The sequence below is a fragment of the Chloroflexota bacterium genome (genome assembly GCA_020161265.1).
Classification (GTDB): domain Bacteria; phylum Chloroflexota; class Chloroflexia; order Chloroflexales; family Herpetosiphonaceae; genus Herpetosiphon.
This window is the reverse complement of the sequence record JAIUOC010000006.1, coordinates 70,694-92,623: the sequence shown is the minus strand read 5'-3', so window position 1 is coordinate 92,623 and position 21,930 is coordinate 70,694. Positions and strand designations below refer to the sequence as shown.

21 protein-coding genes are annotated in these 21,930 nt (G+C 50.7%); 11 read left to right on the top strand and 10 right to left on the bottom strand.

Annotated features, from left to right (window positions below):
- Window positions 1-87: 87 nt before the first annotated feature.
- The 4 genes from LCH85_14630 to LCH85_14615 all read right to left on the bottom strand — a co-directional run bounded on the left by LCH85_14630 (window position 88) and on the right by LCH85_14615 (window position 4,696).
- Window positions 88-1,266 carry a DUF4419 domain-containing protein gene (locus tag LCH85_14630; GenBank protein ID MCA0353226.1) on the bottom strand — a complete coding sequence of 393 codons (1,179 nt, stop codon included), beginning with the start codon at window positions 1,264-1,266 and terminating at the stop codon, window positions 88-90.
- A gap of 59 nt (window positions 1,267-1,325) precedes the next feature.
- On the bottom strand, window positions 1,326-2,480 hold the full coding sequence (locus tag LCH85_14625) for a DUF4419 domain-containing protein (protein ID MCA0353225.1): 1,155 nt from the start codon (window positions 2,478-2,480) through the stop codon (window positions 1,326-1,328).
- Window positions 2,481-2,495: 15 nt separating this feature from the next.
- Window positions 2,496-3,500, bottom strand: coding sequence for an aminoglycoside phosphotransferase family protein (locus LCH85_14620; protein MCA0353224.1), 1,005 nt, complete (start codon window positions 3,498-3,500; stop codon window positions 2,496-2,498).
- Window positions 3,501-3,574: 74 nt separating this feature from the next.
- Entirely contained in the window at window positions 3,575-4,696 is a 1,122-nt protein-coding gene (locus LCH85_14615; protein ID MCA0353223.1) for an aminotransferase class I/II-fold pyridoxal phosphate-dependent enzyme, read from the bottom strand.
- A gap of 224 nt (window positions 4,697-4,920) precedes the next feature.
- On the opposite strand from LCH85_14615, the gene LCH85_14610 reads away from it, so the two are divergent.
- The 4 genes from LCH85_14610 to LCH85_14595 all read left to right on the top strand — a co-directional run bounded on the left by LCH85_14610 (window position 4,921) and on the right by LCH85_14595 (window position 7,322).
- Window positions 4,921-5,751, top strand: a complete 831-nt coding sequence (locus tag LCH85_14610; GenBank protein ID MCA0353222.1) for an MOSC domain-containing protein — start codon at window positions 4,921-4,923, stop codon at window positions 5,749-5,751.
- A 29-nt stretch (window positions 5,752-5,780) separates the two neighbouring features.
- Window positions 5,781-5,987: a YwbE family protein gene (locus LCH85_14605; protein ID MCA0353221.1), complete on the top strand. Its 207-nt coding sequence runs from the start codon at window positions 5,781-5,783 to the stop codon at window positions 5,985-5,987.
- Window positions 5,988-6,028: 41 nt separating this feature from the next.
- Window positions 6,029-6,403 carry a hypothetical protein gene (locus LCH85_14600; GenBank protein MCA0353220.1) on the top strand — a complete coding sequence of 125 codons (375 nt, stop codon included), beginning with the start codon at window positions 6,029-6,031 and terminating at the stop codon, window positions 6,401-6,403.
- A gap of 67 nt (window positions 6,404-6,470) precedes the next feature.
- The gene (locus LCH85_14595) at window positions 6,471-7,322 is read left to right on the top strand and encodes a hypothetical protein (protein MCA0353219.1); all 852 of its coding nucleotides are present in this window, start codon (window positions 6,471-6,473) and stop codon (window positions 7,320-7,322) included.
- 159 nt (window positions 7,323-7,481) lie between these two features.
- Here the strand turns inward: LCH85_14595 and LCH85_14590 are convergent, their stop codons facing one another.
- From LCH85_14590 to LCH85_14570, 5 genes are all read right to left on the bottom strand, one after another.
- The gene (locus LCH85_14590) at window positions 7,482-9,410 is read right to left on the bottom strand and encodes a hypothetical protein (GenBank protein MCA0353218.1); all 1,929 of its coding nucleotides are present in this window, start codon (window positions 9,408-9,410) and stop codon (window positions 7,482-7,484) included.
- A 9-nt stretch (window positions 9,411-9,419) separates the two neighbouring features.
- Window positions 9,420-9,794 carry a hypothetical protein gene (locus LCH85_14585; protein ID MCA0353217.1) on the bottom strand — a complete coding sequence of 125 codons (375 nt, stop codon included), beginning with the start codon at window positions 9,792-9,794 and terminating at the stop codon, window positions 9,420-9,422.
- 143 nt (window positions 9,795-9,937) lie between these two features.
- Window positions 9,938-10,348 (bottom strand): hypothetical protein, encoded by a 411-nt coding sequence (locus LCH85_14580; protein ID MCA0353216.1) that lies wholly within the window; start codon window positions 10,346-10,348, stop codon window positions 9,938-9,940.
- Window positions 10,317-10,928 carry a class I SAM-dependent methyltransferase gene (locus tag LCH85_14575; GenBank protein MCA0353215.1) on the bottom strand — a complete coding sequence of 204 codons (612 nt, stop codon included), beginning with the start codon at window positions 10,926-10,928 and terminating at the stop codon, window positions 10,317-10,319. Before LCH85_14575 ends, LCH85_14580 begins: the two co-directional genes overlap by 32 nt.
- A 32-nt stretch (window positions 10,929-10,960) precedes the next feature.
- Entirely contained in the window at window positions 10,961-11,716 is a 756-nt protein-coding gene (locus tag LCH85_14570) for a class I SAM-dependent methyltransferase (protein ID MCA0353214.1), read from the bottom strand.
- Window positions 11,717-12,156: 440 nt separating this feature from the next.
- Here LCH85_14570 and LCH85_14565 point away from each other — a divergent pair, with 440 nt between their 5' ends.
- Entirely contained in the window at window positions 12,157-12,957 is an 801-nt protein-coding gene (locus LCH85_14565) for an RNA methyltransferase (protein MCA0353213.1), read from the top strand.
- Here LCH85_14565 and LCH85_14560 read toward each other — a convergent pair.
- Window positions 12,933-13,565, bottom strand: coding sequence for an HAD family phosphatase (locus LCH85_14560; GenBank protein ID MCA0353212.1), 633 nt, complete (start codon window positions 13,563-13,565; stop codon window positions 12,933-12,935). The two genes, LCH85_14565 and LCH85_14560, sit on opposite strands and share 25 nt — an antisense overlap.
- An 83-nt stretch (window positions 13,566-13,648) precedes the next feature.
- Here LCH85_14560 and LCH85_14555 point away from each other — a divergent pair, with 83 nt between their 5' ends.
- The 6 genes from LCH85_14555 (at window position 13,649) to pyrH (ending at window position 21,927) form a co-directional block, all read left to right on the top strand.
- Window positions 13,649-16,498: a glycosyltransferase family 39 protein gene (locus tag LCH85_14555; protein ID MCA0353211.1), complete on the top strand. Its 2,850-nt coding sequence runs from the start codon at window positions 13,649-13,651 to the stop codon at window positions 16,496-16,498.
- Between the two features lie 125 nt (window positions 16,499-16,623).
- A complete protein-coding gene (locus LCH85_14550; protein ID MCA0353210.1) occupies window positions 16,624-17,844 on the top strand; it encodes a glycosyltransferase family 4 protein in 1,221 nt (406 codons plus the stop codon).
- 87 nt (window positions 17,845-17,931) lie between these two features.
- A complete protein-coding gene (locus tag LCH85_14545; protein MCA0353209.1) occupies window positions 17,932-19,248 on the top strand; it encodes a nucleotide sugar dehydrogenase in 1,317 nt (438 codons plus the stop codon).
- A 301-nt stretch (window positions 19,249-19,549) separates the two neighbouring features.
- Window positions 19,550-20,317, top strand: coding sequence for a 30S ribosomal protein S2 (rpsB, locus tag LCH85_14540; GenBank protein ID MCA0353208.1), 768 nt, complete (start codon window positions 19,550-19,552; stop codon window positions 20,315-20,317).
- 122 nt (window positions 20,318-20,439) lie between these two features.
- Window positions 20,440-21,024 carry a translation elongation factor Ts gene (gene tsf, locus LCH85_14535; GenBank protein MCA0353207.1) on the top strand — a complete coding sequence of 195 codons (585 nt, stop codon included), beginning with the start codon at window positions 20,440-20,442 and terminating at the stop codon, window positions 21,022-21,024.
- 156 nt (window positions 21,025-21,180) lie between these two features.
- On the top strand, window positions 21,181-21,927 hold the full coding sequence (gene pyrH, locus LCH85_14530; protein MCA0353206.1) for a UMP kinase: 747 nt from the start codon (window positions 21,181-21,183) through the stop codon (window positions 21,925-21,927).
- Window positions 21,928-21,930 lie beyond the last annotated feature (3 nt).

Below are 21,930 nucleotides of genomic sequence, written 5' to 3'. Positions count from 1 at the left end.
TCATTCCATTAAAAACCCATGGGCTGAGACTCAACCCATGGGCAACGATCTAATGCTCAATTATACGTCATGAGCCAAGCTGCGAGATTATGGCTGACAAACCGCCCAGCCAATTTCAGGGCTAAGCTGTTGTTTGGCAGAATCGTAGTGTGTGCCGATCAAGCCAGCCACACAGGCCAATGCTTGTTTTGAACCATCGGGCAATTCGAGCGTGATTGGTACACTAGCCAAGCCACTAGGGAAGCGGCGGTTGCTAATGCCGTCGCCAAGGCGTTTGCTGGGAGTAACATTTTTTGCAGGTTGATCAAAAAAGTACTGCACCAGCCTTTCTTGATAGGTTGCGGGGTTGTAGGGCAAATCAAGCTCATGATCAAGCTCAGCATTTAAGAGGGTGGTACGCGGCTGCTCAAACAGCGGATTACGCAGCGTTGGCTGTTCTTTGGCATCTTTGATATAAGGAAAGAGGTCGGCAACCCAGCCCGTGACAACTTCACCACCATACTGATCATAAGGTTTGTAGAGTTGTTGCCAGAAACTATGCGGCGGTTGGCCTTCGCTGGTCAAAATCAAGCCCTCGCAAATTGGGGCTAGCCGCTCCGTCCACCAAAGCAAATCATATTCGGCCAAGCGTTTGACGCGCTCAGCGATTGAGCGCCAATCGGCAGGCGTGCCCAGCAGTGTGATATTGGGAATGCCACAAACGCAAACTGCCCCATAATCAAAATAATGCTCAAAACTTTCCATCAGCCCAATTCGGCTGGCAGTACGGCTAATTGAGGTTGTGGTTGAAAAATCGCATTGCAAGGTTTGGGCAAGTTGGTCGGGTAATGCTTGATTGAGGAATTCTGCCCATAGTTCGATTGCTTGGGTCCATGCTGCTTGACTACTGAGATCATCAACCCGAATGTTAAGTTGCTTTTTAGCTTCATGGGCAACAAAACGCTGGCGCAAATGCTCAGCATGCCGATTGACATGATTTGCAAAGCCTTGAGCGATCGTTAGCCAAAGACAATCAGGCGTGAGCACCAAGGGATAGTGCTGGCTAAAAGCCAGGTGGATTGTTTGAATTAATGGATTATCGGTATTCGTTTTGACCAACAACTGAGCCGGATCATGGCTGGTTTGGATGAGTTGGCGTTTGATCCGAGTCGCAAATTGCGCCTGAGCCACAACCAACTCAAACGAACCTTGATAAGGCTCAACTGCATCAACCACGAACTGAATTGAGCCATGGCTTTGGGCTAAAATTGGGGCGTTTGCAGGCATCTTAATCCTTCTCCATTCAGTCAAATCACACTTAACTCACCTAGCACAGCTAAATTTCATTAATACACCGCCCAACCAATTTCAGGGCTAAGTTGATTGGTATCACGATTGTAGCCTGTGCCAATCAAGCCTGCGACTAGCCTAACGTTCGTTGCTGGTCCATCAATATGCTCGCGATAGGTTGTCGTCACTTTAGCTAAACCACTCGGAAAAATCCAAGGCGCAAGACCGCTTTCTCTCGATTCAGTTTCAAACTCCAACACCTCAGGATCAAATGGCTCTATTTCCGCCAAATTTACCAATGGTTCAGGTTGAGTTGGTTGGATTGATGGTGAGGCAAGCGGATCATGCAAAAGCTGGCGTTGGTGGGCAAGCATTGGGTTACGGCACAGCTGGCCAGGCTTGCCAACTTTCTTGATATATGGAAACAAATCGATAATCCAGCCATCAATTTTGTCATCACAAAAACCACTGGTTTGATGATAGATTTGTTGCCAAAAACGATGCGGCGGTTGGCCTTCGCTGGTTAAAATCAAGCCCTCGCAAATTGGGGCTAGCCGCTCCGTCCACCAGCCAAGATCAAAGGTTGCTAGCCGTTTTACCCGTTCAGCGATTGAGCGCCAATCGTCCGGTGTGCCCAATAGCGTGATATTTGGAATGCCACAGATTGGCATAAAATCATAGTCAAAAAAGGCTTGAAAGCCCTCCATCAATACAATCTGGCTGGCGGTATGGGTGATTGAAGTTGTGGTTGAAAAGTCACATTGCAATGTTTTAACTAGGTTTTTAGGTAAGGTTTGGCAAAGTCGGTCGGCCCAAAAACCAATCGTATCAGCCCATGTGATCCCTTCATCAACCCGCAAGGTTTTTTTGCCTGTATGTTCAACTAAGCGTTGGCGTAATTGTTGATAGTATTGATTAACGTGCGAACTAAAACCTTGGGCGATTGTCAGCCAAATGCAATCTGGGGTGAGCACCAGCGGATAATGTTGCCCATAGGCTAGCTCCAAACAACTCAATAATTGATGATCACTCCCAGTACGGGCAAATAATTGAGTTTGGGTTTGCAAGGTTTTCAGTGGTGGCAGCCCTTGCCAAAGCGGCAATTCTTGGGGTTGCAAGCACCCTGGCGAGCTTTGGCATGGTTCAACTGCATCGACCATGAACTGAATTGAGCCATGGCTTTGAGCTAAAATTGGGGCAATTGTAGGCATCTCAATCTTTCTCCATTAACTTGTGCGATCAGCTTGATAGGCCGATTCGATGATATTGCCAGCCAAAAAACGCGAACGCAGCGATTGCAAGGCGGCTTGTTTGAATGCTGGCGGGGCATCGCGGCGTAACAGCACCCGCTGGGCATAATCGCCAAGGTCTTGAATCACCCGCTCATAACGATAATAGGCCAAGGTTTTGTAGTCAATCCTTGGTTGGCCGTAGCCTTCAAAAAACCATTGTTCTTCATGCTGCTGAACTGGTACGCCGATGACTGAGCCAACCACAAACCGCAAATCACGCTCTTTGGGGGCAAACATCGGGTAATCCCAATCGACGATATTAATCTGTTGAATCTGATCGAGCACAATATTGGCAGTGTGAATATCGCCATGGCTCAGGCCAAAATCGCCAGCATTGGCCCGTAGCTCATGGCCTAATGCGCTGATGCGCTTAATCAGATAGCTGATTTCGACCGATTTGACTCGCCAAAAGTCGATCAATTCGGCGCTATAGCTATCGCCAATTGGCCAAGTATTGATGCTGTTGTGAATTGCCTGAACCGTTGGCAGCCAGAGCGGGTGAAATTGCTCCCATTGCAGCATGTGGCGTAGTGGCGCACGCACTTGCATGGTGTGGATTCGGCGCAATTGTTGACCAAAACTCCGCCATTGCAGCGCCGACATGCCTTGATCCATGCCAGTTGAGCCTTCGATATAGGGGTAGAGCACGCTATGAAATTGTTGACAATGGCCCCAAAGGTGCTGGGTGCGGGTATCGACTGGCGCAACCGCCGCCACTCCCCGATCCTTGAGATAGCGCGATAATAACACCCCTGCCTGATAGATTGAGCCAGTCTTAAGCTTGAGAAAGTAGGGTTGTTCGTTAGTTTGCACATGGTAAATCGCCGCACGTGGGTCGTTACCGCGATTGATTTGCTCGATGCGGTTGGGCTGAATGGCATAGGTTTGGGCGAGGTACTGACGAATTGTGGCAGGGTCGGGGGCAAGGGCTTGCTGCATAACAGTCTTCCTTCAGCGAAATAACTGGCTTGCCTTACGCCCTTGGAAAGCAAGCTAAAACACCAAAAATCGGCTCAGATCACGTGATCGCGGGCTTGTAGAAAAATTTCAAGTCGGGCTAGAGCCTCGGCCATGTTGGCGCGACCAAAGCCTAAACGCACAAAACCAGGGTAATCGTAGACTTCGCCTGGCACCATCAAGGTACTTTGTTGCTCGACTAAATCCAACACAAACTGTTGGCTATCCTTGGTTTGCTGCAATTGCACAAAGCTAATCGGGCCTGCAAGCGGTTTGTGCCAACGCATACGATGTGACCAACGCGCGAAAAAGTCATCCAATAGGCGCAAATTGGCATGCACAATCTGCAAGTTGCGGTCGAGCAATTGTTGGCGGTTGCGCAAGGCCAGTGCTGCCAAAAACTCACTTGGGGCTGCATTACACAGGCTGGTGTAATCTTTGAGTTCTTGCAAACGCTGAAAAAGGGTTTGATCATGGGTCGCAACCCAGCCGATGCGCAAACCAGGCAGGCCATAACTTTTGGACATTACGCCCAGCGATGTGGCCAATGGGTAGGCATCGCAAACCGCAGGCAGCCGATCAGCCGGATCATGTTCAAGCTCGCGATAAACTTCATCAAAGAAAAGTCGAATTTGGCGGCTGCGGGCAATTTCAACCAAGCGCTCAAATTCATGCAGCTTGAGCTGCGCTCCGGTCGGATTATTAGGCGTGGTTAATGCAATCAGCTTGGTATTGGGCCGAATCTGCTGCTCAAGCCAATCCAAATCGATCGCCCAAGCGTTATCAAACTCCAAACGCCATTCGCTAATTGTGGCTCCAGTTGCGCGGGCAACCTCATAGTGCGATTGATAGCAGGGCATTTGGATAATCGCATGATCGCCAGCCTCAAGTACCGCATTGAAATACCAAAAAATTGCTTCCTCAGCGCCAGCAAAGACTAACACTTGAGTCGGATCAATTGTGGTATAGATTTTGGCAATTTCGGCACGCAGATAGGGCGCACCTGGAGCCTCGGTATAGCCCAACCAGTGTTGATTAAATTGCGCATTGGCCTCTGGTTCTAACGCCAACAAATCGCCAATCGTCACTGATTCGCTATCGGATGAACCAAGCATATATTTGGCACTAAATTCAAAAGGCACAAAAAAACGTTCAAGCTTGAACGGACGCAAGTGCATAGGTTGGGTTCCTTGTTGCTAAGGCTGACACACGGCGAGGAGCGGTTGATGCTGGTGTGTTGGTTAATAAGTATCGACCTAGCAGTTTTGAATGTCAAGCAGCTTGGGCAATATCCAGCTGCTCAATAATCACAACTTCCTGTACTTCGTGCTCTTTGCGAATTTCTCCTAAAAGCCATTTGCTCTATAATTCGAATTAATCTTTGGTTTAGAGGAGCATCGTAATGGCGCAGGTTGTTGATCTCACGATTTACCCGATTAAATCGACTGCTGGAATTACCCTCGATCAAGCTCGCTTGGAGTTGCGTGGCTGTGCGCATGATCGACGTTGGGCAATCGTTGCCAGCGAAAATCGTCGGATTCTGACGGCTCGCGAACATGGCAACCTGTTGGCAATTCAAAGCCAGGTTGGGCCTAATGGCTTGCTGGTGCATTTGCCAAATCACACCGAGTCGATCGTCTTGCCCTATTTATTGCAGCCAATTGAGCGGGTCAATTTATGGGCCGAGGAACAGCACCCAGCCATGGTCTACAACCAAGCAATTAATCAAGCATTTAGCGAATATCTGGGAATCGATTGTTTGGTGATTTATATGGGCGAAGGTTGTGAACGCCCGCTGCCAAGCGATATGCCATCGGGCTACACGGGCCGCACCACCGACCGCGTAAGTTACGCCGATGATTATCCAATTTTGCTGGCTTCACAGGCTTCGTTGGCCGATCTCAATCAACGCCTTGAACAACCAGTCAGTATGCGCCATTTTCGACCAAACATTGTGATCGATGGCACACGAGCCTACCAAGAAGATCAATGGCAGTGGTTGCAAATTGGTGAATGTTTGTTTGAAGTCGCTCAAGCTTGCCCACGTTGTGTGCTGATTACTGCCGACCCAAGCACGGGCCAAAAACATGCACAGCAAGAGCCATTACGCACATTAGCTCGGTATCGCAAAACTGCCAATGGCGGCGTGCCATTTGGCATTCAGCTCGTGCCACGTAAATTGGGCACAATTCGCCACGGCGATCAGGTTGTCGTGCTCAAACAGCCTGTATAATCAATTGATCACATTTTTTAGGAGCAAACATGAGCGGCCAACAACGCAGCGCAATCAAACCTGGCATCCAAGTGGCGATTGTGATCAAGCAGGATCAGGCTACTGGCAAGACCACCACCGGCATTGTCAAGGATATTCTGACCAAATCGCCTAACCACCCGCATGGCATCAAAGTGCGCTTGGTAACAGGTGAAGTAGGGCGGGTCAAGCAAATTTTGGCTGCGCCGAATGGCTAAAATCGCCCTACTTCACCTAACCAATCGTTAAGGAATCGCGAATGACTGCTGAACTCAAGGCGGCATTTGGCCAGTTTTTCGATTGTACTGATCTGCGTTTTCTTGATGAACTGCTGGCACAAGCTGGCCGAGGCACAATTCCATGGCAATATGTTACGCCATGGGAGATTCGCTATCTCGTCGAAATTGATGCAGAAGGTTGTAGTCTCGAAGTCTATGCCATCAATCGCTTTACCAACGATCAGCATTTAAAAATTGATAGCGCAGGCGTAATCAGTCATTTGCCTAGCCCAATTGGCTATTACTCCTACGATCCAGCGATTGAAGGCGACCGCGAGGCCCAACAACAAGCGATGTATGTATATAATCGGGCAATTTACGCTGAACTACGTGCCAAAGGCCTAATTGAACCTTGACAGTGATTCATTCGACTCCTTAAAATAGCAAGGCTGTGCTATTTAATTGGAATGGAGCAATTGAATTATGGATATTGATGCGCTGTGGGAATATGCTGATCCTGCTGTGAGCGAAAGCCGCTTTGTCCAAGCCTTAGCCGAAACCAACGGCGACGATCAGCTTGAACTGCTCAGCCAAATTGCCCGCACATTTTCGTTGCGTGGGCGGTTTGCTGAAGCGCATGAACGGCTCGACCAACTCGAAGCCCAATTGTCCTTAGGGGGCGAACGACCCAAAGTGCGCTACTACCTAGAGCGAGGCCGCACCCATAATTCGGCTGATGAGCTAGAAATGGCTCGTTATTTTTTTGCCCAAGCATGGGAATTGGCCAGCCAAGCGGGTTTTATCGGCTTGGCGGTTGATGCCGCCCACATGTTAGCAATTAGTTATGGCGGCGATCAACAAGCGCTGATTTGGAACCAACGTGGCTTGGAGCTAGCCCGAACCTCTGATGACCCCAAAGCTCAAGCGCTCATTCCAGCGATGCTCAATAATGCCGCTTGGGATCTGCATGAACGAGGCGAGTTTGTTGAGGCTTTGGCATTATTCAAAGAGGCCGAACAGGCATGGCTGCAACGCGAACGCCCGCGCCAAATCCAGATTGCCCGTTGGTCGGTAGCGCGATGTTTACGTTCATTGGGCGAATATCAATCGGCGCTAGCATTGCAACAAACATTGGCCGCTGATCTGCAAGCCGCAGGCATCACCGATGGCTATGTTTTCGAGGAAATTGGCGAGAATTTAGCCGCCTTAGGCGAGCATGAGGCAGCTAAACCTTACTTTGAACAAGCCTACCAAGCTTTAGAGCAAGATGAGTGGTTTGCCCAAAACGAGTCAGCACGCTTGCTCAACCTTAAAATTCGCGCAGGCAAAGCCTAATCACAGCTGAAACCTTGAGCAAATATAGTCGGGAATCAGGGGCATAAAGCAGGTTCTCATCAGGATTAGCCATCGATAAGCTATCCACAATGGTAAAAGCTGAATTCTCGTCCCTGCATTCTCGCTAGAATGGTATCCAATCCATATCCGCGAATCGCGTTATGGTACAAACGCCCCAGTGCGATATTCGATAATAAACCGCGTCCAAAGGGCCAATGAAGCGGCGATGATGAACAAACTAGCGGCAGTGGCAGTTGCTCGCCCGAACCGCCCGCGCTGGGCTAAAGTCGCCAAACCAACACCGCCACTCAAAGCTAAGGCTGGCAAGATAAACAGCCACCACCGCACAGTTTGTTCCGACCAAAGCAACGAGCTAAGCGAAAGCACGAAGGTTGCCAGCCAAGCCCAAATTGGAGTTGCTAGCCGTGATAAGCCTTGACGCAGGCTAAATGCACCGCCCAAGCCTACCAACCAAAACCAAGCCGGAACTCGCCCATCAAGCGCAATTAGATCGTTCCAGACTACGCCCCACAATTTTTGGCCGAACGGACGTGGCGCTGGGCAAATCACACCATTATTGGCAAGGGTTGGATCGCCCAAGAAATTGCTGTAATACAAGCCAACAGCCAACACGACGGCGCTTGTCCCAACCATCACCAAACGCCCCAGCACTTGCCACTGTTTTTGCCAAACCAAGAATCCCGCCAACGCCACGCCCCACAACCCGAACGATAACATCGTGCCACTATGCTGTAAGGCGGCGATCGTCAAGCCAGCAATCAGAGCTGGTTGCCATGTTCGCGGCTGGTTGCTGGCAAGCCATAAGCCCAGCCACGCTAAGATTGGTATGGCAATTGCCTGCCCCAGCACATTACTCCATTCGCCAATCACCATTGCCCGCAGCATCGCTAAAGGAGCAAGATAGAGGCTGGCTGCCCATAACGCCGCCCGTGCTGGAGTTCGTGCATCGCGGGTGCGATCAATCAGCCACCACAACAACGGAATCACCAACGCATCAGCACACGCACCAACAACCTGAATCAAAATGCCACGATTAACGCTGGCAGGCAGCAATAAACTTAAAGGTTGCGTGATGAGATACGTGCCAGGGGGATAGGGCGAACGGCCCGCACCTGCGGCACAAGGCAAACCTTCAGTAAAGAGTAAATCGCCGCTGCCCACACTCGCCAGATTATTGACATTCAACAAGAGATCGCTGAAATTAGTTTGAGGATGGCGAATGCCGATCAAGCGCAAAGCCAAGCCCAAAGCGGTCATGCCAGCAACTAAGGCAATTTCGGGGTTTTGGCGGCGCTCAGCCAACCAACGCCCAAGCCCAGCTACCAGCAAACAAGCCAAAGCAATTGTGCGCAACTGGCCAGTATCAATCGTAATCACCGTCCGCACGGTTGCCAACAAAACACTTAAGCCGCTGCTGGTCACCAAGATCGCGCCAGCCGCAGTCAGCGGAGCCAAACCCGCCAAAGCAGCACCAAGCCCAACCACAATTACAACGAGCAGCAAATCGAGCCAAGCAGCCCATGGCAGAAACCATGTATGGCTTAACGGCTGAGCCTGCATCCGATACAGCACCACTCCCAACAAACGTGGGTCAGGGCTAGCATTGTAGGTTGGGGCTTGTAATTCGAGGGTTAAACTGCCATCGCTGCTAGCAGGGGCGAACAGATGCAACGTGCGTTGGCCTGGTGGCAAATCGGTACGAATTGCTGCACCATTGGCTTGCAGTAAAAACGGGGTTTGTGGCACTGATGGCGGCGCTAAACTCAAGCGAACCATATGGGCACTACCATTGAGATACGGTACATCAATCGTCGATTCGGGTTGGGTCCAGCGATAGGTTTCATTGGTGGTGAGATCAACCGTGGCTGGTTCGGGGGCATGCACATGGTCAAGATAGGGCTGATCGTACATCAAGGCAAATTGCTCGCCTGACTCGCCAATGACTAAATCGCCGCCAATTGCTAGGTTGAATGGGACTAAACGTTGCCAGCCAAGCCATAACAATAGCCCTGCAACCATGCTACTTAGCAGCAGTGGCCGAGCATATCGACCCAACGCCATTTGCACAAACGCCCCTTAAAATCCACTACCACGAATGATCAACAGCAGGCCAACCACAATAATAATTGCCCCAAACATCTTTTCGAGGGTCAAGGTTTCGCCCACAAACCACCAAGCAAACACAATTGTGGCAACGTAGCTTAAGCCCAGCAAAGTATAGCCAAGCTCCAAACGCCACCAAACTACGCTGCTAATCCAGGCTACAACTCCCACAAACAGCAAAAGCAGGCCTAGCCAAACTTGCCAACGGCGTATGCCATAACGCAGCACTTGCCAAGTGCTTAAACGGCTCGAATGGGCTAGTTGCACCCCAACCATCCCCGCTCGAACGATCAAATTACCCAACATCATCGCCAGTACTGCGCCAATGATCCACCACGTTTGCATCATGCTTGTTGCTCGTTCGTTTGTTAGGGGTCGGGGATCGGTTTTCGGGGATCGGGTTATGCAAGGGTCATAGGCTTTTGGTATTCAGTTTCCACTGCTATTTGTCGATCCCGACCCCCGATCCCCAACGACCGACCCCCAATTAATTAAATACTATGCCCACCGCGAAATAAGAGGCTGACTCCCAGCAAAACCAAGCCGATTCCGGCGAGGGTTTGCCACGACATGCCGCCGCCAAACCACCACCAATTGATCACCACCAACAGAATGGTGGCGATGCTCCAAAGTGGGTAGAAGAAGCTGAGTTGGCGGCGAGCTAGCAACGCCAACCATGGAATCAGCGAAAGCAGTATTAAACCAATCCCCAACATGCCCCAAAAACTTTGGCTCACCTGCCATAAGCTTTCAAGGTTATGTTGAGTTGCGCTGAGCAGAGCCTTGCGATAACACAATTGACCAGCGATGAGCAAGCCAAGCGCACTGCCAAACAAGCGGATCGCCGTGCCATGCTCGCCAAGCCCGCGTTTAATCGACGCGGCTAAAACGGTAAACTGCATAATCACAAATTCCACTGCGAATAGCCCAACGGCGTTGGATGGTAAAGTAGGGTGCGAACAAACGCCCATAATCTTCATCTTGGCGAATCGCATCACCACGATCAAGCCAGTGCATCAAACGCCCAGGCAGATTCCACCAATCTTGGGCTGGAATATCTTCGAGCATCAAAATTTCGCCGCCTGGTGCTAAAACGCGGTGTAATTCGCGGGCAGTGATTTGGGCTAAGGCATCATCAAGGTGGTGAATAACGCCGACAATTAACGCTGCATCAAAACTAGCATCGCCAAAGGCCAAAGCATTGCCGTTCATCACCCCAAAGCGGTGATCGCTCAGGGTCGCAGCGTAGCGCACATAGCCTTGCGAAAGATCAACGCCCATATAGCTGTGATGGGGAAACGATGAGGCAAATTCACCAGTGCCACAGCCAAAATCCAAAAAACGGCGGGGCTTGGTTTGCAGCCATGGCGTAAGTTCATCGGCAATAGCGGCGCGTTCGCCAACATAATTATTTTCAACAATTCGCCGCAACGTGGCCCATAAAGCTGGACGCTGGGCAATATTGGTTAAAAAGGCTTGCATATATATTCTCAATAACTAAATGTATTTGGCGATTATACCGAATGATTGGGTTTTTGGGCGAGGGTTAAAATTGATAGCCCAAAAGGAAAGCTAGAGCCTGATTCAAGCCATCGGGCCTCGAAGCGCATGGCTGTGCCAAACAATTTATTGGCCAAACGTCCAGGCAGTTGCATCGCCGATTCATTGGTTGGGGCACTTGGCCGAATCCGCTCAATCAAGCGTTGGAGCAAAATCAACGGAAACAACAGGCTGTTAATATACGAACTGCGCTCAATTGTGAAATTGGCAGCGCGTAACAACTGTTGTACTTCCTTATTAGTGTAACGGCGACGGGTATGCACCGAGCGATCATGGGCTGAATAGAGCCAATGATAGGCTGGCATCCGCAATAACACCCAACCACCTGGCTTCAAGACGCGATAAATTTCCTGTAACGCGGCGACTTCATCAGGGACAGCTCGATGATACAACACTTCAAACGAGGTTACCAAATCGAAACTTTCATCGCGATAGGGCAAGGTCAAGACTGAACCTTGAGTTAATGGTGCATCGGTTTTTTTGCGCCCCAACTGCACGGCTGCCTGCATCAGATCCAAGCCATAGGCTGGGCCATAATCGCCTAATAAATAAGCGACATTGCCCGCCGTACCACAACCAGCATCAAGCGCTCGCCAAGCACGCTGGGTCGGCAATTGATCAAGCCATGCTTGGGCAATTTGGCGCATGCCCACATACCACCAATGTTGCTCCTCGACTGCCGCCATCACGCTATATTCGATATCTTCCACAATGTTGCCTTTTAGCAAGAACTCCGCAGAGACTATACCACGATTTATAGGGATCAGGTGTCAGGGGCTAGGGGCTAGCATTCAGACACAGAGCATTCCAGCCTAAGCATTCGGGCAATTTGTGGCGACAAGCCTTAACCTTCGTGATCTTCGCGTTCTTCGTGGTTACGATACTTTACCGCAGAGGCGCAGAGGAGAGCAGGGCTGTTGGCTTTGGACTAGCGGAGGTTGGTTTGAAATCCCAATAATTCTTCCCATAGCCAATAGCCGAGCGCCTATAGCCTTAACCTTCGTAATCTTCGCGTTCTTCGCGGTTGCATATTGCTGACCTCTGACATCTGACCCCTGATCCCTCATCCCTTCGTGCTCTTCGTGGATCGGTTTGAGCAAATTGCTTGTTACAATAGCCAACAGCATGATTTCAACTAGAAAGTTTGGCAATGTTAACCAGCAAACATAATCCAGCAATTAAGCAAATTCGGGCTTTGCGCCAACGCCGTGAACGTGAAACCACCGGCCTTTTTTTTATTGAAGGTATTCGCAATGTGACCGAGGCAGTACAAGCCCAAGCCCCGATTGAGCAATTGATCGTTGCGCCCGAGCTGTTGCGTAGCCAATTTGCCCAAGATTTAGTTGAGCAGCAGCGCCAACAAGCCACAACTATTCTCGAAGTCAGCGGCGAGGTGTTTGCCAGCCTTTCGAGCAAAGATGGCCCACAAGGTTTGGCAGCGGTAGTACGCCAACAATGGGCCAGTTTAGCCGAGGTTAGGCCCGACCAAGGCTTGTGTTGGATCGCGCTCAATGCGATTAGTGACCCTGGGAATTTGGGCACAATTTTGCGCACTGGCGATGCAGTTGGCGCAGCAGGCGTGATTTTATTGGGCGATTGCACCGATCCCTATGATCCAGCAACGGGGCGAGCCAGCATGGGAACCTTATTCAGCCAACGCTTGGTGAAGGCAACCTGGGCCGAATTTAGCCAATGGCTTGGCCCAAGTGGCTTTAATTTGGTTGGGGCGGCGGATTCAGCCAGCAGCCACTATCGCAACTATGATTATCCCCAACCGTTGATTTTGCTGATGGGCAGTGAGCGCGAAGGCTTGGATGCCGAGCAACAAGCCCAATGCCAAGCCTTGGTCAGCATTCCCATGCGTGGCCAAGCCGATTCGCTGAATTTGGCGGTGGCCACAGGCGTGCTGTTGTATGAAATTCTGGCTCAAGCTTCGGTAAGCAAGGCCTGAATGGCGGCAATCGCCTGCTGATTTGAGCGATAGTGAATGGCCTTGATGCCAACGTTTCGCGCAGCTTCAACTACCACTTCAATATCATCAAGGAAAATCATTTCGTGGGGCTGAACCTTGAGTCGTTCGCAGGCCAAACGATAAAACGCCGGATCAGGCTTTTTCAGGCCTTCTTCGTGCGAGTAGATGATTAAATCGCAGATGTCTTCAAAGCCATAGGCGGCTTGTTCGCGCTGGCGTGCGCCCACAAAACTATTGCTCAAGATGGCGGTGATATAGCGTGGGCGTAGGCTGGCAAAAAAATCGGCCAATTCGGCATTGAGTGTGCCTAAATATTCAGCCCATAAATCGGCCAAAAAAGCGGCTAATTGGTTAGAATCTAGGCCTAAGCGTTCGGCAATGCCAGCCTCAACTGCTTGTTCGCTGATTGTGCCAATGCTGCCACCAAGCCAAAGATCGTGTAGCTGTTGATTGATGCTGCCCGCAGCCAAACCCAGTTGTTGCTCCCAACGTTCAACCCAATCGGTACGCGGCGTAATTTCCAATACTCCGCCAATATCAAATACAATTGCTTTGATCATGATTTTGCTCCAAATACGCTTGATCATGGCAGAACTCCAAGGCCGATTGCAATGATAAACTGCTGAAAAGCGCCAATCCGATGCTCTGGTATAATGGCACGTTGTTGTCGATGAAACGATTTGAGGCTGGTTTGGTACAAAACTGGTGGCAACGCCGCGCTGCATGGTCGCTGCGTCAATGGATCATTACAATCGCAAGTGTGTTGCTGATGGCGCTATGCTTGTTAACCGCGCTTTATCAGTTGCCGACCCATGTGCGGATTGCCAGCGACGGCTTGGGCGATCAGCCTTTTTTGGTTTCAAGCGAGGCACTTGGCCAAGCCGCCACCGATCTTGGCACGGTCTTCCCCGATGAACTCGACGCAATCGGCGGGCGTTTTCGCTGGACACGCGGCAGCACCCAAATTCAGATTCCGGCACTCGGCGCACATAGCAGCTATACACTTGAGCTTGATTTAGTTGGCTGGCCCGATGATGTGCTACGCAGCGATTTACCTCAACCATTTGTGCATGTGTTGGTCAATCAACAGCTTATTGCCGTATTTGAGGCCAGCAGCCAACGCACCATCTATCAAATAAGTACGCCAGCGCTCAATCAAAGCAATCTTGAGCTTGAATTACGCCTGAGCCACGACCCACAGCAACTTGCCCCCTTGGATAATACCGCCACCTTCACTGGCACAACACTGTATCCCAACGACCGCCGACCTCATGGTTTGCGTTTGTATGGCGTTAGCGCCACGACCAATACTGTAGGATTTAATCTGCCTGCCTGGAGCCTAATTTGGCGCGTAGCAGTGGCCTTGGGCTTGATCCTCTTGGCTGGTTGGCTCTACCCGCGTGAGCGTTTGCCATTGTTTTTGCTTGGGTTGCTCTTGGTCGTTTTTTGGCTGACGCTAGGCTATTTTGCCCGTCACTGGCTGTTACCATCGTTTGAGTTGGTGCTGTTGGGGCTTGGGTTTGTGGTGGTTTGGAATTGGCAACGCCAGATTATTGATACTTGGTTACATTTCCGTCAACGCTTGTTACAAGGTCAAAATCTTGATTATGGTTTAGCAATGGCCGCACTGATTGGCCTGCTGGCTATCAGTTGGCCCAGCCTTAGCCAAGCCGCCAACGAATGGCTCCCCAAAGCCAAAAAGCTCGATCCTGGGGCAATTATTGTGGTTTCGTTGGCAGTAGCTAGCTTGTTTATTGCAGGCTTCTACTGGGGCGATCTCAATCGGCTGCTCGATCGGCTCAATCGGCGTTTGCGCACCCGCCAAGGCTTGGGCTGGGCCTTGCTAGGCTTAGTGGTTGGAGTTTGGTTAATTTATAGCTGGGGCGTAATTCGCCAAATTAACTACCTTGGCAACGCCGATTACTCCGATAATGGCGTAGTTGCCCGCAACTTGGTGGCGGGACGCGGCTGGGTCGTTGATTATGTAACCCAATTTTTCAAACTGTATCCCAATGGCGACGTGACGCGGGTGCAAGAAACCTGGCCAATGTTGCAACCAGTCTGGATCGCGCCATTCTTTGCCTTGTTTGGGCCTGAACCGTGGGCCGCCAAAATCCCCAATCTGATCTTTTTTAGTTTGTTGTCGATCTTGGTCTATCGAATTGCCCGCCAGTTGTGGGATCAACGGGTTGGCTTGATTGCGGTGCTGTTGGTGCTGATCAATCGGCATATGTTCCGCTTGATGATCTATAGCACCTCGGATTTGGCGTTTGTGCTGTTCTACACAGCGGCGATTTGGCTGCTCTGGCGTAGTTTGGCAACCCATAGCAAAGAGCGCTTACTTGGCTCAGGTTTAATCATCGGGCTGATGTGTTGGCAAAAAACCAGCGCCGTGATTGTGGCAATTGGCATGGGTTTGTGGCTAATTTGGCGTTTATGGCAGGTCGAAGATCGCTGGAAGGCCTATCGAACTGCCGCTTTGTGGTGGGTACTACCAGCAGTTTTAGTGTTCTCACCCTATATTGCCCGCAACCTGCATGAATTTGGCAAGCCCGCCTTTTCGACCGAAAGTTATGATGCCTGGATCATCGGTTACACAAATTTCGATTCGATCTACAATATCTACACCAACGAGCAAGGCTTGCCCGGCAGCAACGGCTTACCCGAGCCAAGCTGGATTCTGCGTTGGGGCTATCAAAAGACCTTTGATAAAATTGGCAATCAATTTGAGGCGACCCGCAACTATTTGTTGCCAGCTAGCCCTGCCTTGGGTATGTTTAGCGGTCGCGGCAATTTGATGGGCAATAATGATCAGGGAGTTAATGGTCAGCCCTATGTGTGGTTGATGTTGGGTGCGTGGCTGAGCTTAATTGGGTTGATTGCTGCTCGCCACCAACAAGCCAGCTTGATCGCTTTGGTTGGAGCGAGTTTCACACCATATGTGCTGTTCTTGGCGCTGTATTGGCATGCCGACGAAGAACGCTATTTTGTGCCATTAGTGCCATTTTTGGCCTTGCTGGCAGCTGGCGCGTTGGTGGCAATTCACGATGCAATTGCTCGTTGCTGGAACCAGCGTGGTCGTCCGTTGGCCTTGTTGGTAGCAGCTCAACTGCTGGTGTTGGCGCTCACCCCAGGTTGGGTCGAGGCCGCCAACAAAAGTGCCACCGTCGCAGGCAGCGAGTATGCCGAATGGCAACCCGATTTGCAGGCCTTCGAATGGTTGCGCCAAAATACCCCACCAGAGGCAGTGGTGATGACTCGCGTGCCATGGCAACTCAATTTTCATGCTGAACGGGCTGCTGTGATGAATCCAAATGTGGCCGATTTAGCAGTGATCAAACAGGTTGCTGACTATTACAAGGCCTCGTTTATTCTGGTTAATGCTGTGCAAAACAACAAAGATCAAGCCCAAATTGGCTTAGGCCGCTTGCTCAAAGGCGAGGAGCTACCTGGGTTTGTGCTACGAGCCAGCTTTGCGGGGCCGAAAAATCGCACAGTCTATATCTACGAAATTCAATAAATACAGTTTGCTGGAGCCAAAACTGTAGCTGCAATGTACCAACGACTCCAAACTGATTGATCATCATACAAGGCTATTGCATTGATCGATAGCCTATGAGCGAATAGCAAGTTATGCGCATACTCATGATTGCGTCGTCGTTTCCCAAATATCCAGGTGAGATGACCGCGCCCTTTATCGAAGAAATTGCCGCCGCCGTGGTTGAGCGTGGCCACGAGGTGCATATGCTTTTGCCCGATCACCCCGAACTCAAACGAGGCGATCAGGTACGAGGCATCCACATCCATCGCTATCGCTATGCGCCGCATCCGAGCTTAAATGTTTGGGGTTATGCTGGCGCGTTGCATAATGATGTGCAAATGCGCAACGCCGCTCTTTTGGTTGCACCCTTAGCAGTTGCTTCGGCGTGGCGCACTATGGCTCAGCTTACCGCCCAACAACCCTTCGATTTAATTCATGGCCACTGGTCGATTCCGAATGGCTTTCCGGCTTGGTTGCTAGCGCGGCAACGTAAATTACCACTGATTATCAGCACGCACGGCTCGGATGTCTCGGTGGCTGAGCGCACTGCCCCGACTGGCTGGATCAATACAGCGATTATGCGCTATGCCTCGGCTATCACCGCGCCATCGAGCGATCTAACGACGCGGGCGGCAGCTTTGGGCGCAGAACCTGCTAAATTGCATGTACTGCCCTATTGTGTCGATGCTGTTGATTTTCGGCCCGACCCCGCCGCTGGCGCAGCGTTTCGCCAGCAACATGGCCTCGATGATACTACGCCGTTGCTATTTACGGTTGGGCGTATGGTCGAGAAAAAAGGCTTTCGCTATTTGGTGCAAGCCTTCGCTCAGGTGCTAACCCAGCACCCAACCGCCAAATTGATGATCGGTGGCTATGGCCCAGGCTTAGAGCAACTTATAGCCCAAGCCGCCGATTTGGGAATTGGCGAGGCCGTGCTATTTCCCGGGGCAATTGGCCACGATGTCATTAATAGTGCTTTGAATGCCGCTACAATCTTCATCCTGCCTTCGGTGCGCGATCGCAGTGGCAACGTTGATGGCTTGCCCAACACTCTGCTTGAAGCTATGGGCGCGGGTCGGCCAATTATCGCCAGCAAGATTGCCGGAGTACCTGGAGTAATTACTTCGGGCGAACATGGCTTGTTGGTAGCACCCGCCCAGCCACAAGCGCTGAGTGCCGCTATCAACGATCTACTCAATCAACCAGAACGGGCTAGGCTGCTGGGCAAAGCAGCACGTTCACGGGTCGAAAACGAATTAACTTGGAATCGTTATGCCGCACGGCTTGAACAGCTGTATACTGCGGCGATTCAGCCGACATGTTAACAACAATCATTCTCGTGCCAAGCTTGTTTGGCACATGGTTTTCAGTTTCGCATAGATGCCAATCTATGAAACAATAAAGGATTTAGTGTGAGTACCTTTGCAGATTTACGCAGCGCGATCGAAACACGACGTGCTCAAGTTGGGGTTATTGGCATGGGCTATGTTGGCTTGCCAATGTTGGCTCGGGCAGGCAACGTTGGATTCAATGTACTGGGTTTCGATATTAGTGCTGAACGAATTGCCAGCATCAACGAGGGCGTAAGCTATATTGGCGATGTGCCAAGCAGCGATTTGGCCGCACTCCGCAATAATAAGTTGATCGAAGCAACCGCCCAATTTGAGCGATTGCGCGATTGCGACATTATTATTATTTGTATGCCGACCCCACTCAACGAAGCTCGCGACCCCGATATGAGCTATATCGAATCGGCGACCAACGAGATTGCCGCACGACTTCGCCCAGGCCAATTGATTATTCTTGAAAGCACCACCTACCCCGGTACCACGGTTGAAGTGCTCAAACCAGCCTTTGATGCATGCAATCTCAGCGTAGGCGAAGATTATTTCTTAGCCTTCTCGCCCGAACGGATCGATCCAGGTTCGGTTAATTTCAAGGTGCACAACATTCCCAAGGTAGTTGGCGGGGTTACGCCGCAGTGCAACGAGCTAACCTCGTTGTTCTACGGCCATATCGTGACTGCGGTAACCGAAGTTTCATCGCCAGCCGCCGCCGAAATGACCAAACTGTTCGAGAATATTTTTCGCAACGTCAATATTGCCTTGGTCAATGAATTGACCCTGATTTGCGATCGCATGGGCTTGAATGTTTGGGAAATTATCGATGCCGCCGCGACCAAGCCATTTGGATTTATGCGCTTTACGCCTGGCCCAGGTTTAGGCGGCCACTGTATCCCGCTTGATCCCTTCTATTTGGCTTGGAAGGCGCGGCATTATGATATTTCGGCGCGTTTTATCGAGCTAGCAGGCGAGATCAACTTGACCATGCCACGCTTTGTGCGCGATCGGATCAGCCATGCCCTGAATGATCAAGAACGCAGCATCAAAGGCTCGACGGTTGTACTGCTCGGTGTGGCCTACAAAAAAGACATCGACGACTATCGTGAATCGCCAATTTTCAAAGTAATGGATTTATTGGCAGCTGATGGGGCCAATGTGTACTGTTGCGATCCGCATGTAACCGTATTCTATGATCACCATAATCATGAATACCAAACCGTGCCGCTGACCGATGAACTACTACAGCAAGCCCATTGCACCGTGATTGTGACCGATCACAGCGACTTTGATTATGCCAAGATCGTTGAGCAAAGCCGCGTGGTTGTGGATACCCGCAATGCCACCCGCGAAGTCAAAACCCACCGCGAAAAAATTCGTTTGTTGTAGTGCTAGTTTTAACCACGAAGGCCACGAAGCGCACGAAGATTAATTACTTCGTGTCCTTCGTGCGCTTCGTGGATCAATAACTATCATTCTTTATGCTCTATGTTCTATGCTCTATGCTCATGCTTTTGCCTTTTACTACTAGTCATGCTATACTAATCGACGGTGTGCCAGCCATTGGGCTGGTCGCTAGTGACGCACGTCGTCTGCATGGCACCGCTCCTGCCGATCCTTTGGGTGATTGGTTCAGTGCTGGAATAACTGCGGCGGCGGAGGAAAACATTATTTTGTAAGGAGTCATCCCTTGACCGACACAACTACCAACCGTGTAGTGTCGCTGAAGGCCCTGCTTGAAGCAGGTGTTCACTTCGGCCACCAAACCAAGCGCTGGAACCCCAAAATGCGTCCGTTTATTTTCACGGATCGCAATGGGATTCACATTATCGATTTGCAACAAACTGTCACCAGCTTGCAAAGCGCCTATCGCTTTGTAGCCGATGCAGTTGCTGGCGGCGGCAAGGTGCTCTTCGTAGGCACCAAGAAGCAAGCTCAAGAAGCTGTGCGCGATGAAGCCACCCGCTCAAATCAATTGTATGTGACCCAACGCTGGATGGGTGGTTTGTTGACCAACTTCTCAACCATCAAGCGCCGCTTGCAATTCTTGCACGATTTGGAAGCTCGCCGCGACCGTGGTGAATTCAACTTGGTTACCAAGGCTGAAGCATTGAAGTTGGAAGACGAAATCGTTAAATTGAACCGCGTATTCGGCGGGATCAAAACGATGGAACGCTTGCCAGCAGCCATGTTCGTGATCGACCCACACAAAGAAACCTTGGCAATTAGCGAAGCTAAGAAGCTGGGCATTCCAGTCGTGGCGATGGTTGATACCAACTGCGATCCCGATCCAATCGATTACCCAATTCCATCAAACGACGACGCGATTCGCGCTATCCGACTGATGGCTGGCAAAATTGCCGACGCAGCTTTGGAAGGCCAAAACCGCCGTCAATCACAACATATCGAAGAACGTGCTTTGGCAGAACAAACCAAGTACGAAGAAGACGCATTCTAGGCCGAGGTCATTCCGGCCTGCGCTCGCGAATGCCGTCCTAGTATCGATAGACACCCAGACCCCGGACGAGCAACAATGCTCGTCCGTTTTTACAACAAGGAGAATACCCTGTGAGTATCTCGATGGATCAAGTCAAGGAACTCCGCGAACGCACCGGCGCTGGCATCCTCGACTGCAAGAAGGCGCTGACGGATACCAGTGGCGATGTTGACGCTGCAATCAAGATTTTGCGCGAAAAAGGCTTGGCCGCCGCCGCCAAGAAATCATCACGCGATGCCAGCGATGGCCGGATCGAAGTTTATGTGCACCCAGGCAATAAAGTTGTTGCCATCGTGGAAGTAAACTGCGAAACCGACTTCGTGGCCAAAACCGACGATTTCAAGAAATTGGCCTATGATTTGGCCTTGCACGTTGCTGCAACCAACCCATCATATGTCAATCGCGAAGAAGTGCCAGCTGCCGAAGTCGAACGCGAACGCGAAATCTTGCGCCAACAAAATGTCGATAGTGGCAAGCCAGCCAATATTGTCGAAAAAATTGTTGAAGGTCGCATCGAGAAATTCTATGGCGAAGTGGTCTTGCTCGAACAAGAATTCGTCAAAGACCCCAGCGTCAAGATCAAAGATTTGGTCCAAGAAGCGATTGCTAAATTGGGCGAAAACATCGTTGTCCGCCGCTTTAGCCGCTTTGAAGTTGGCAGCAACTAAACAGTGCGACGATTGGCGCAACCCAATCTATTCACTCTTCAACCGTCGTTTGTGGATTGTTCTCAATCCGCAGGCGACGGTTTTTTTCTGAAATCACGCAGGTGTTTGTTTCTTCCTTGCTTTTGACCTTTTGACTTTCACTTGGAGGGTTCTGGTATGCAACCACGCTACAAACGGGTTTTGCTCAAGCTCAGTGGCGAAGCATTGGCTGGCGATGGTAAAACCAATATTTCGCCTGACGTGTTAAACTATATGTCAGCCGAGATTAAGCCATTGTTGGCGCATGGGGTGCAAGTGGCAATTGTGCTTGGCGGCGGCAATATCTGGCGTGGTGGCCCAGCAATCAAAGCTGGAATGGAACCACCCCAAGCACATTATATGGGCATGCTGGCAACAATTATCAACGCCTTAGCCTTGCAAGATGCGCTTGAGCGGAACGGCATGCAAACCCGTGCCATGACCGCGATTAAAATGGATGAGGTGGCAGAATCGTACATTCGACGGCGAGCGGTGCGGCATATGGAAAAAGGCCGAGTGGTTATTTTGGCCGCTGGCACTGGTAATCCTTATTTCACCACCGATTCGGGCGCAGCTTTACGCGCTGCCGAACTCGATGCCGATGTGATTCTGATGGCCAAAAACCGGGTTGATGGGGTGTATAGCGCTGACCCACGCACCGACCCCAAAGCAACCAAATTTGACCATATCACCTATCTTGATGCCCTAACCCGTGGCTTAACGATTATGGACAGTACGGCGCTGACCTTTTGCATGGATAATAATCTTCCAATCATTGTATTTAGCCTCGATAGCCCAGGCAATTTGGAACGAATTGTGCTAGGTGAGCAGGTTGGTACCTTGATTAGCAAAGCCAGCACTGAAGCCCCCGCTACCGCTGGGTAGCAT

What these genes read in the sequence shown, in the direction of transcription:
- LCH85_14630 (MCA0353226.1), bottom strand. Translation starts at nt 1,266, where the DNA reads ATGCCTGCAAACGCCCCAATTTTAGCCCAAAGCCATGGCTCAATTCAG.
- LCH85_14625 (MCA0353225.1), bottom strand. Translation starts at nt 2,480, where the DNA reads ATGCCTACAATTGCCCCAATTTTAGCTCAAAGCCATGGCTCAATTCAG.
- LCH85_14620 (MCA0353224.1), bottom strand. Translation starts at nt 3,500, where the DNA reads ATGCAGCAAGCCCTTGCCCCCGACCCTGCCACAATTCGTCAGTACCTC.
- LCH85_14615 (MCA0353223.1), bottom strand. Translation starts at nt 4,696, where the DNA reads ATGCACTTGCGTCCGTTCAAGCTTGAACGTTTTTTTGTGCCTTTTGAA.
- LCH85_14610 (MCA0353222.1), top strand. Translation starts at nt 4,921, where the DNA reads ATGGCGCAGGTTGTTGATCTCACGATTTACCCGATTAAATCGACTGCT.
- LCH85_14605 (MCA0353221.1), top strand. Translation starts at nt 5,781, where the DNA reads ATGAGCGGCCAACAACGCAGCGCAATCAAACCTGGCATCCAAGTGGCG.
- LCH85_14600 (MCA0353220.1), top strand. Translation starts at nt 6,029, where the DNA reads ATGACTGCTGAACTCAAGGCGGCATTTGGCCAGTTTTTCGATTGTACT.
- LCH85_14595 (MCA0353219.1), top strand. Translation starts at nt 6,471, where the DNA reads ATGGATATTGATGCGCTGTGGGAATATGCTGATCCTGCTGTGAGCGAA.
- LCH85_14585 (MCA0353217.1), bottom strand. Translation starts at nt 9,794, where the DNA reads ATGATGCAAACGTGGTGGATCATTGGCGCAGTACTGGCGATGATGTTG.
- LCH85_14580 (MCA0353216.1), bottom strand. Translation starts at nt 10,348, where the DNA reads ATGCAGTTTACCGTTTTAGCCGCGTCGATTAAACGCGGGCTTGGCGAG.
- LCH85_14575 (MCA0353215.1), bottom strand. Translation starts at nt 10,928, where the DNA reads ATGCAAGCCTTTTTAACCAATATTGCCCAGCGTCCAGCTTTATGGGCC.
- LCH85_14565 (MCA0353213.1), top strand. Translation starts at nt 12,157, where the DNA reads ATGTTAACCAGCAAACATAATCCAGCAATTAAGCAAATTCGGGCTTTG.
- LCH85_14560 (MCA0353212.1), bottom strand. Translation starts at nt 13,565, where the DNA reads ATGATCAAGCGTATTTGGAGCAAAATCATGATCAAAGCAATTGTATTT.
- LCH85_14555 (MCA0353211.1), top strand. Translation starts at nt 13,649, where the DNA reads ATGAAACGATTTGAGGCTGGTTTGGTACAAAACTGGTGGCAACGCCGC.
- LCH85_14550 (MCA0353210.1), top strand. Translation starts at nt 16,624, where the DNA reads ATGATTGCGTCGTCGTTTCCCAAATATCCAGGTGAGATGACCGCGCCC.
- tsf (MCA0353207.1), top strand. Translation starts at nt 20,440, where the DNA reads ATGGATCAAGTCAAGGAACTCCGCGAACGCACCGGCGCTGGCATCCTC.
- pyrH (MCA0353206.1), top strand. Translation starts at nt 21,181, where the DNA reads ATGCAACCACGCTACAAACGGGTTTTGCTCAAGCTCAGTGGCGAAGCA.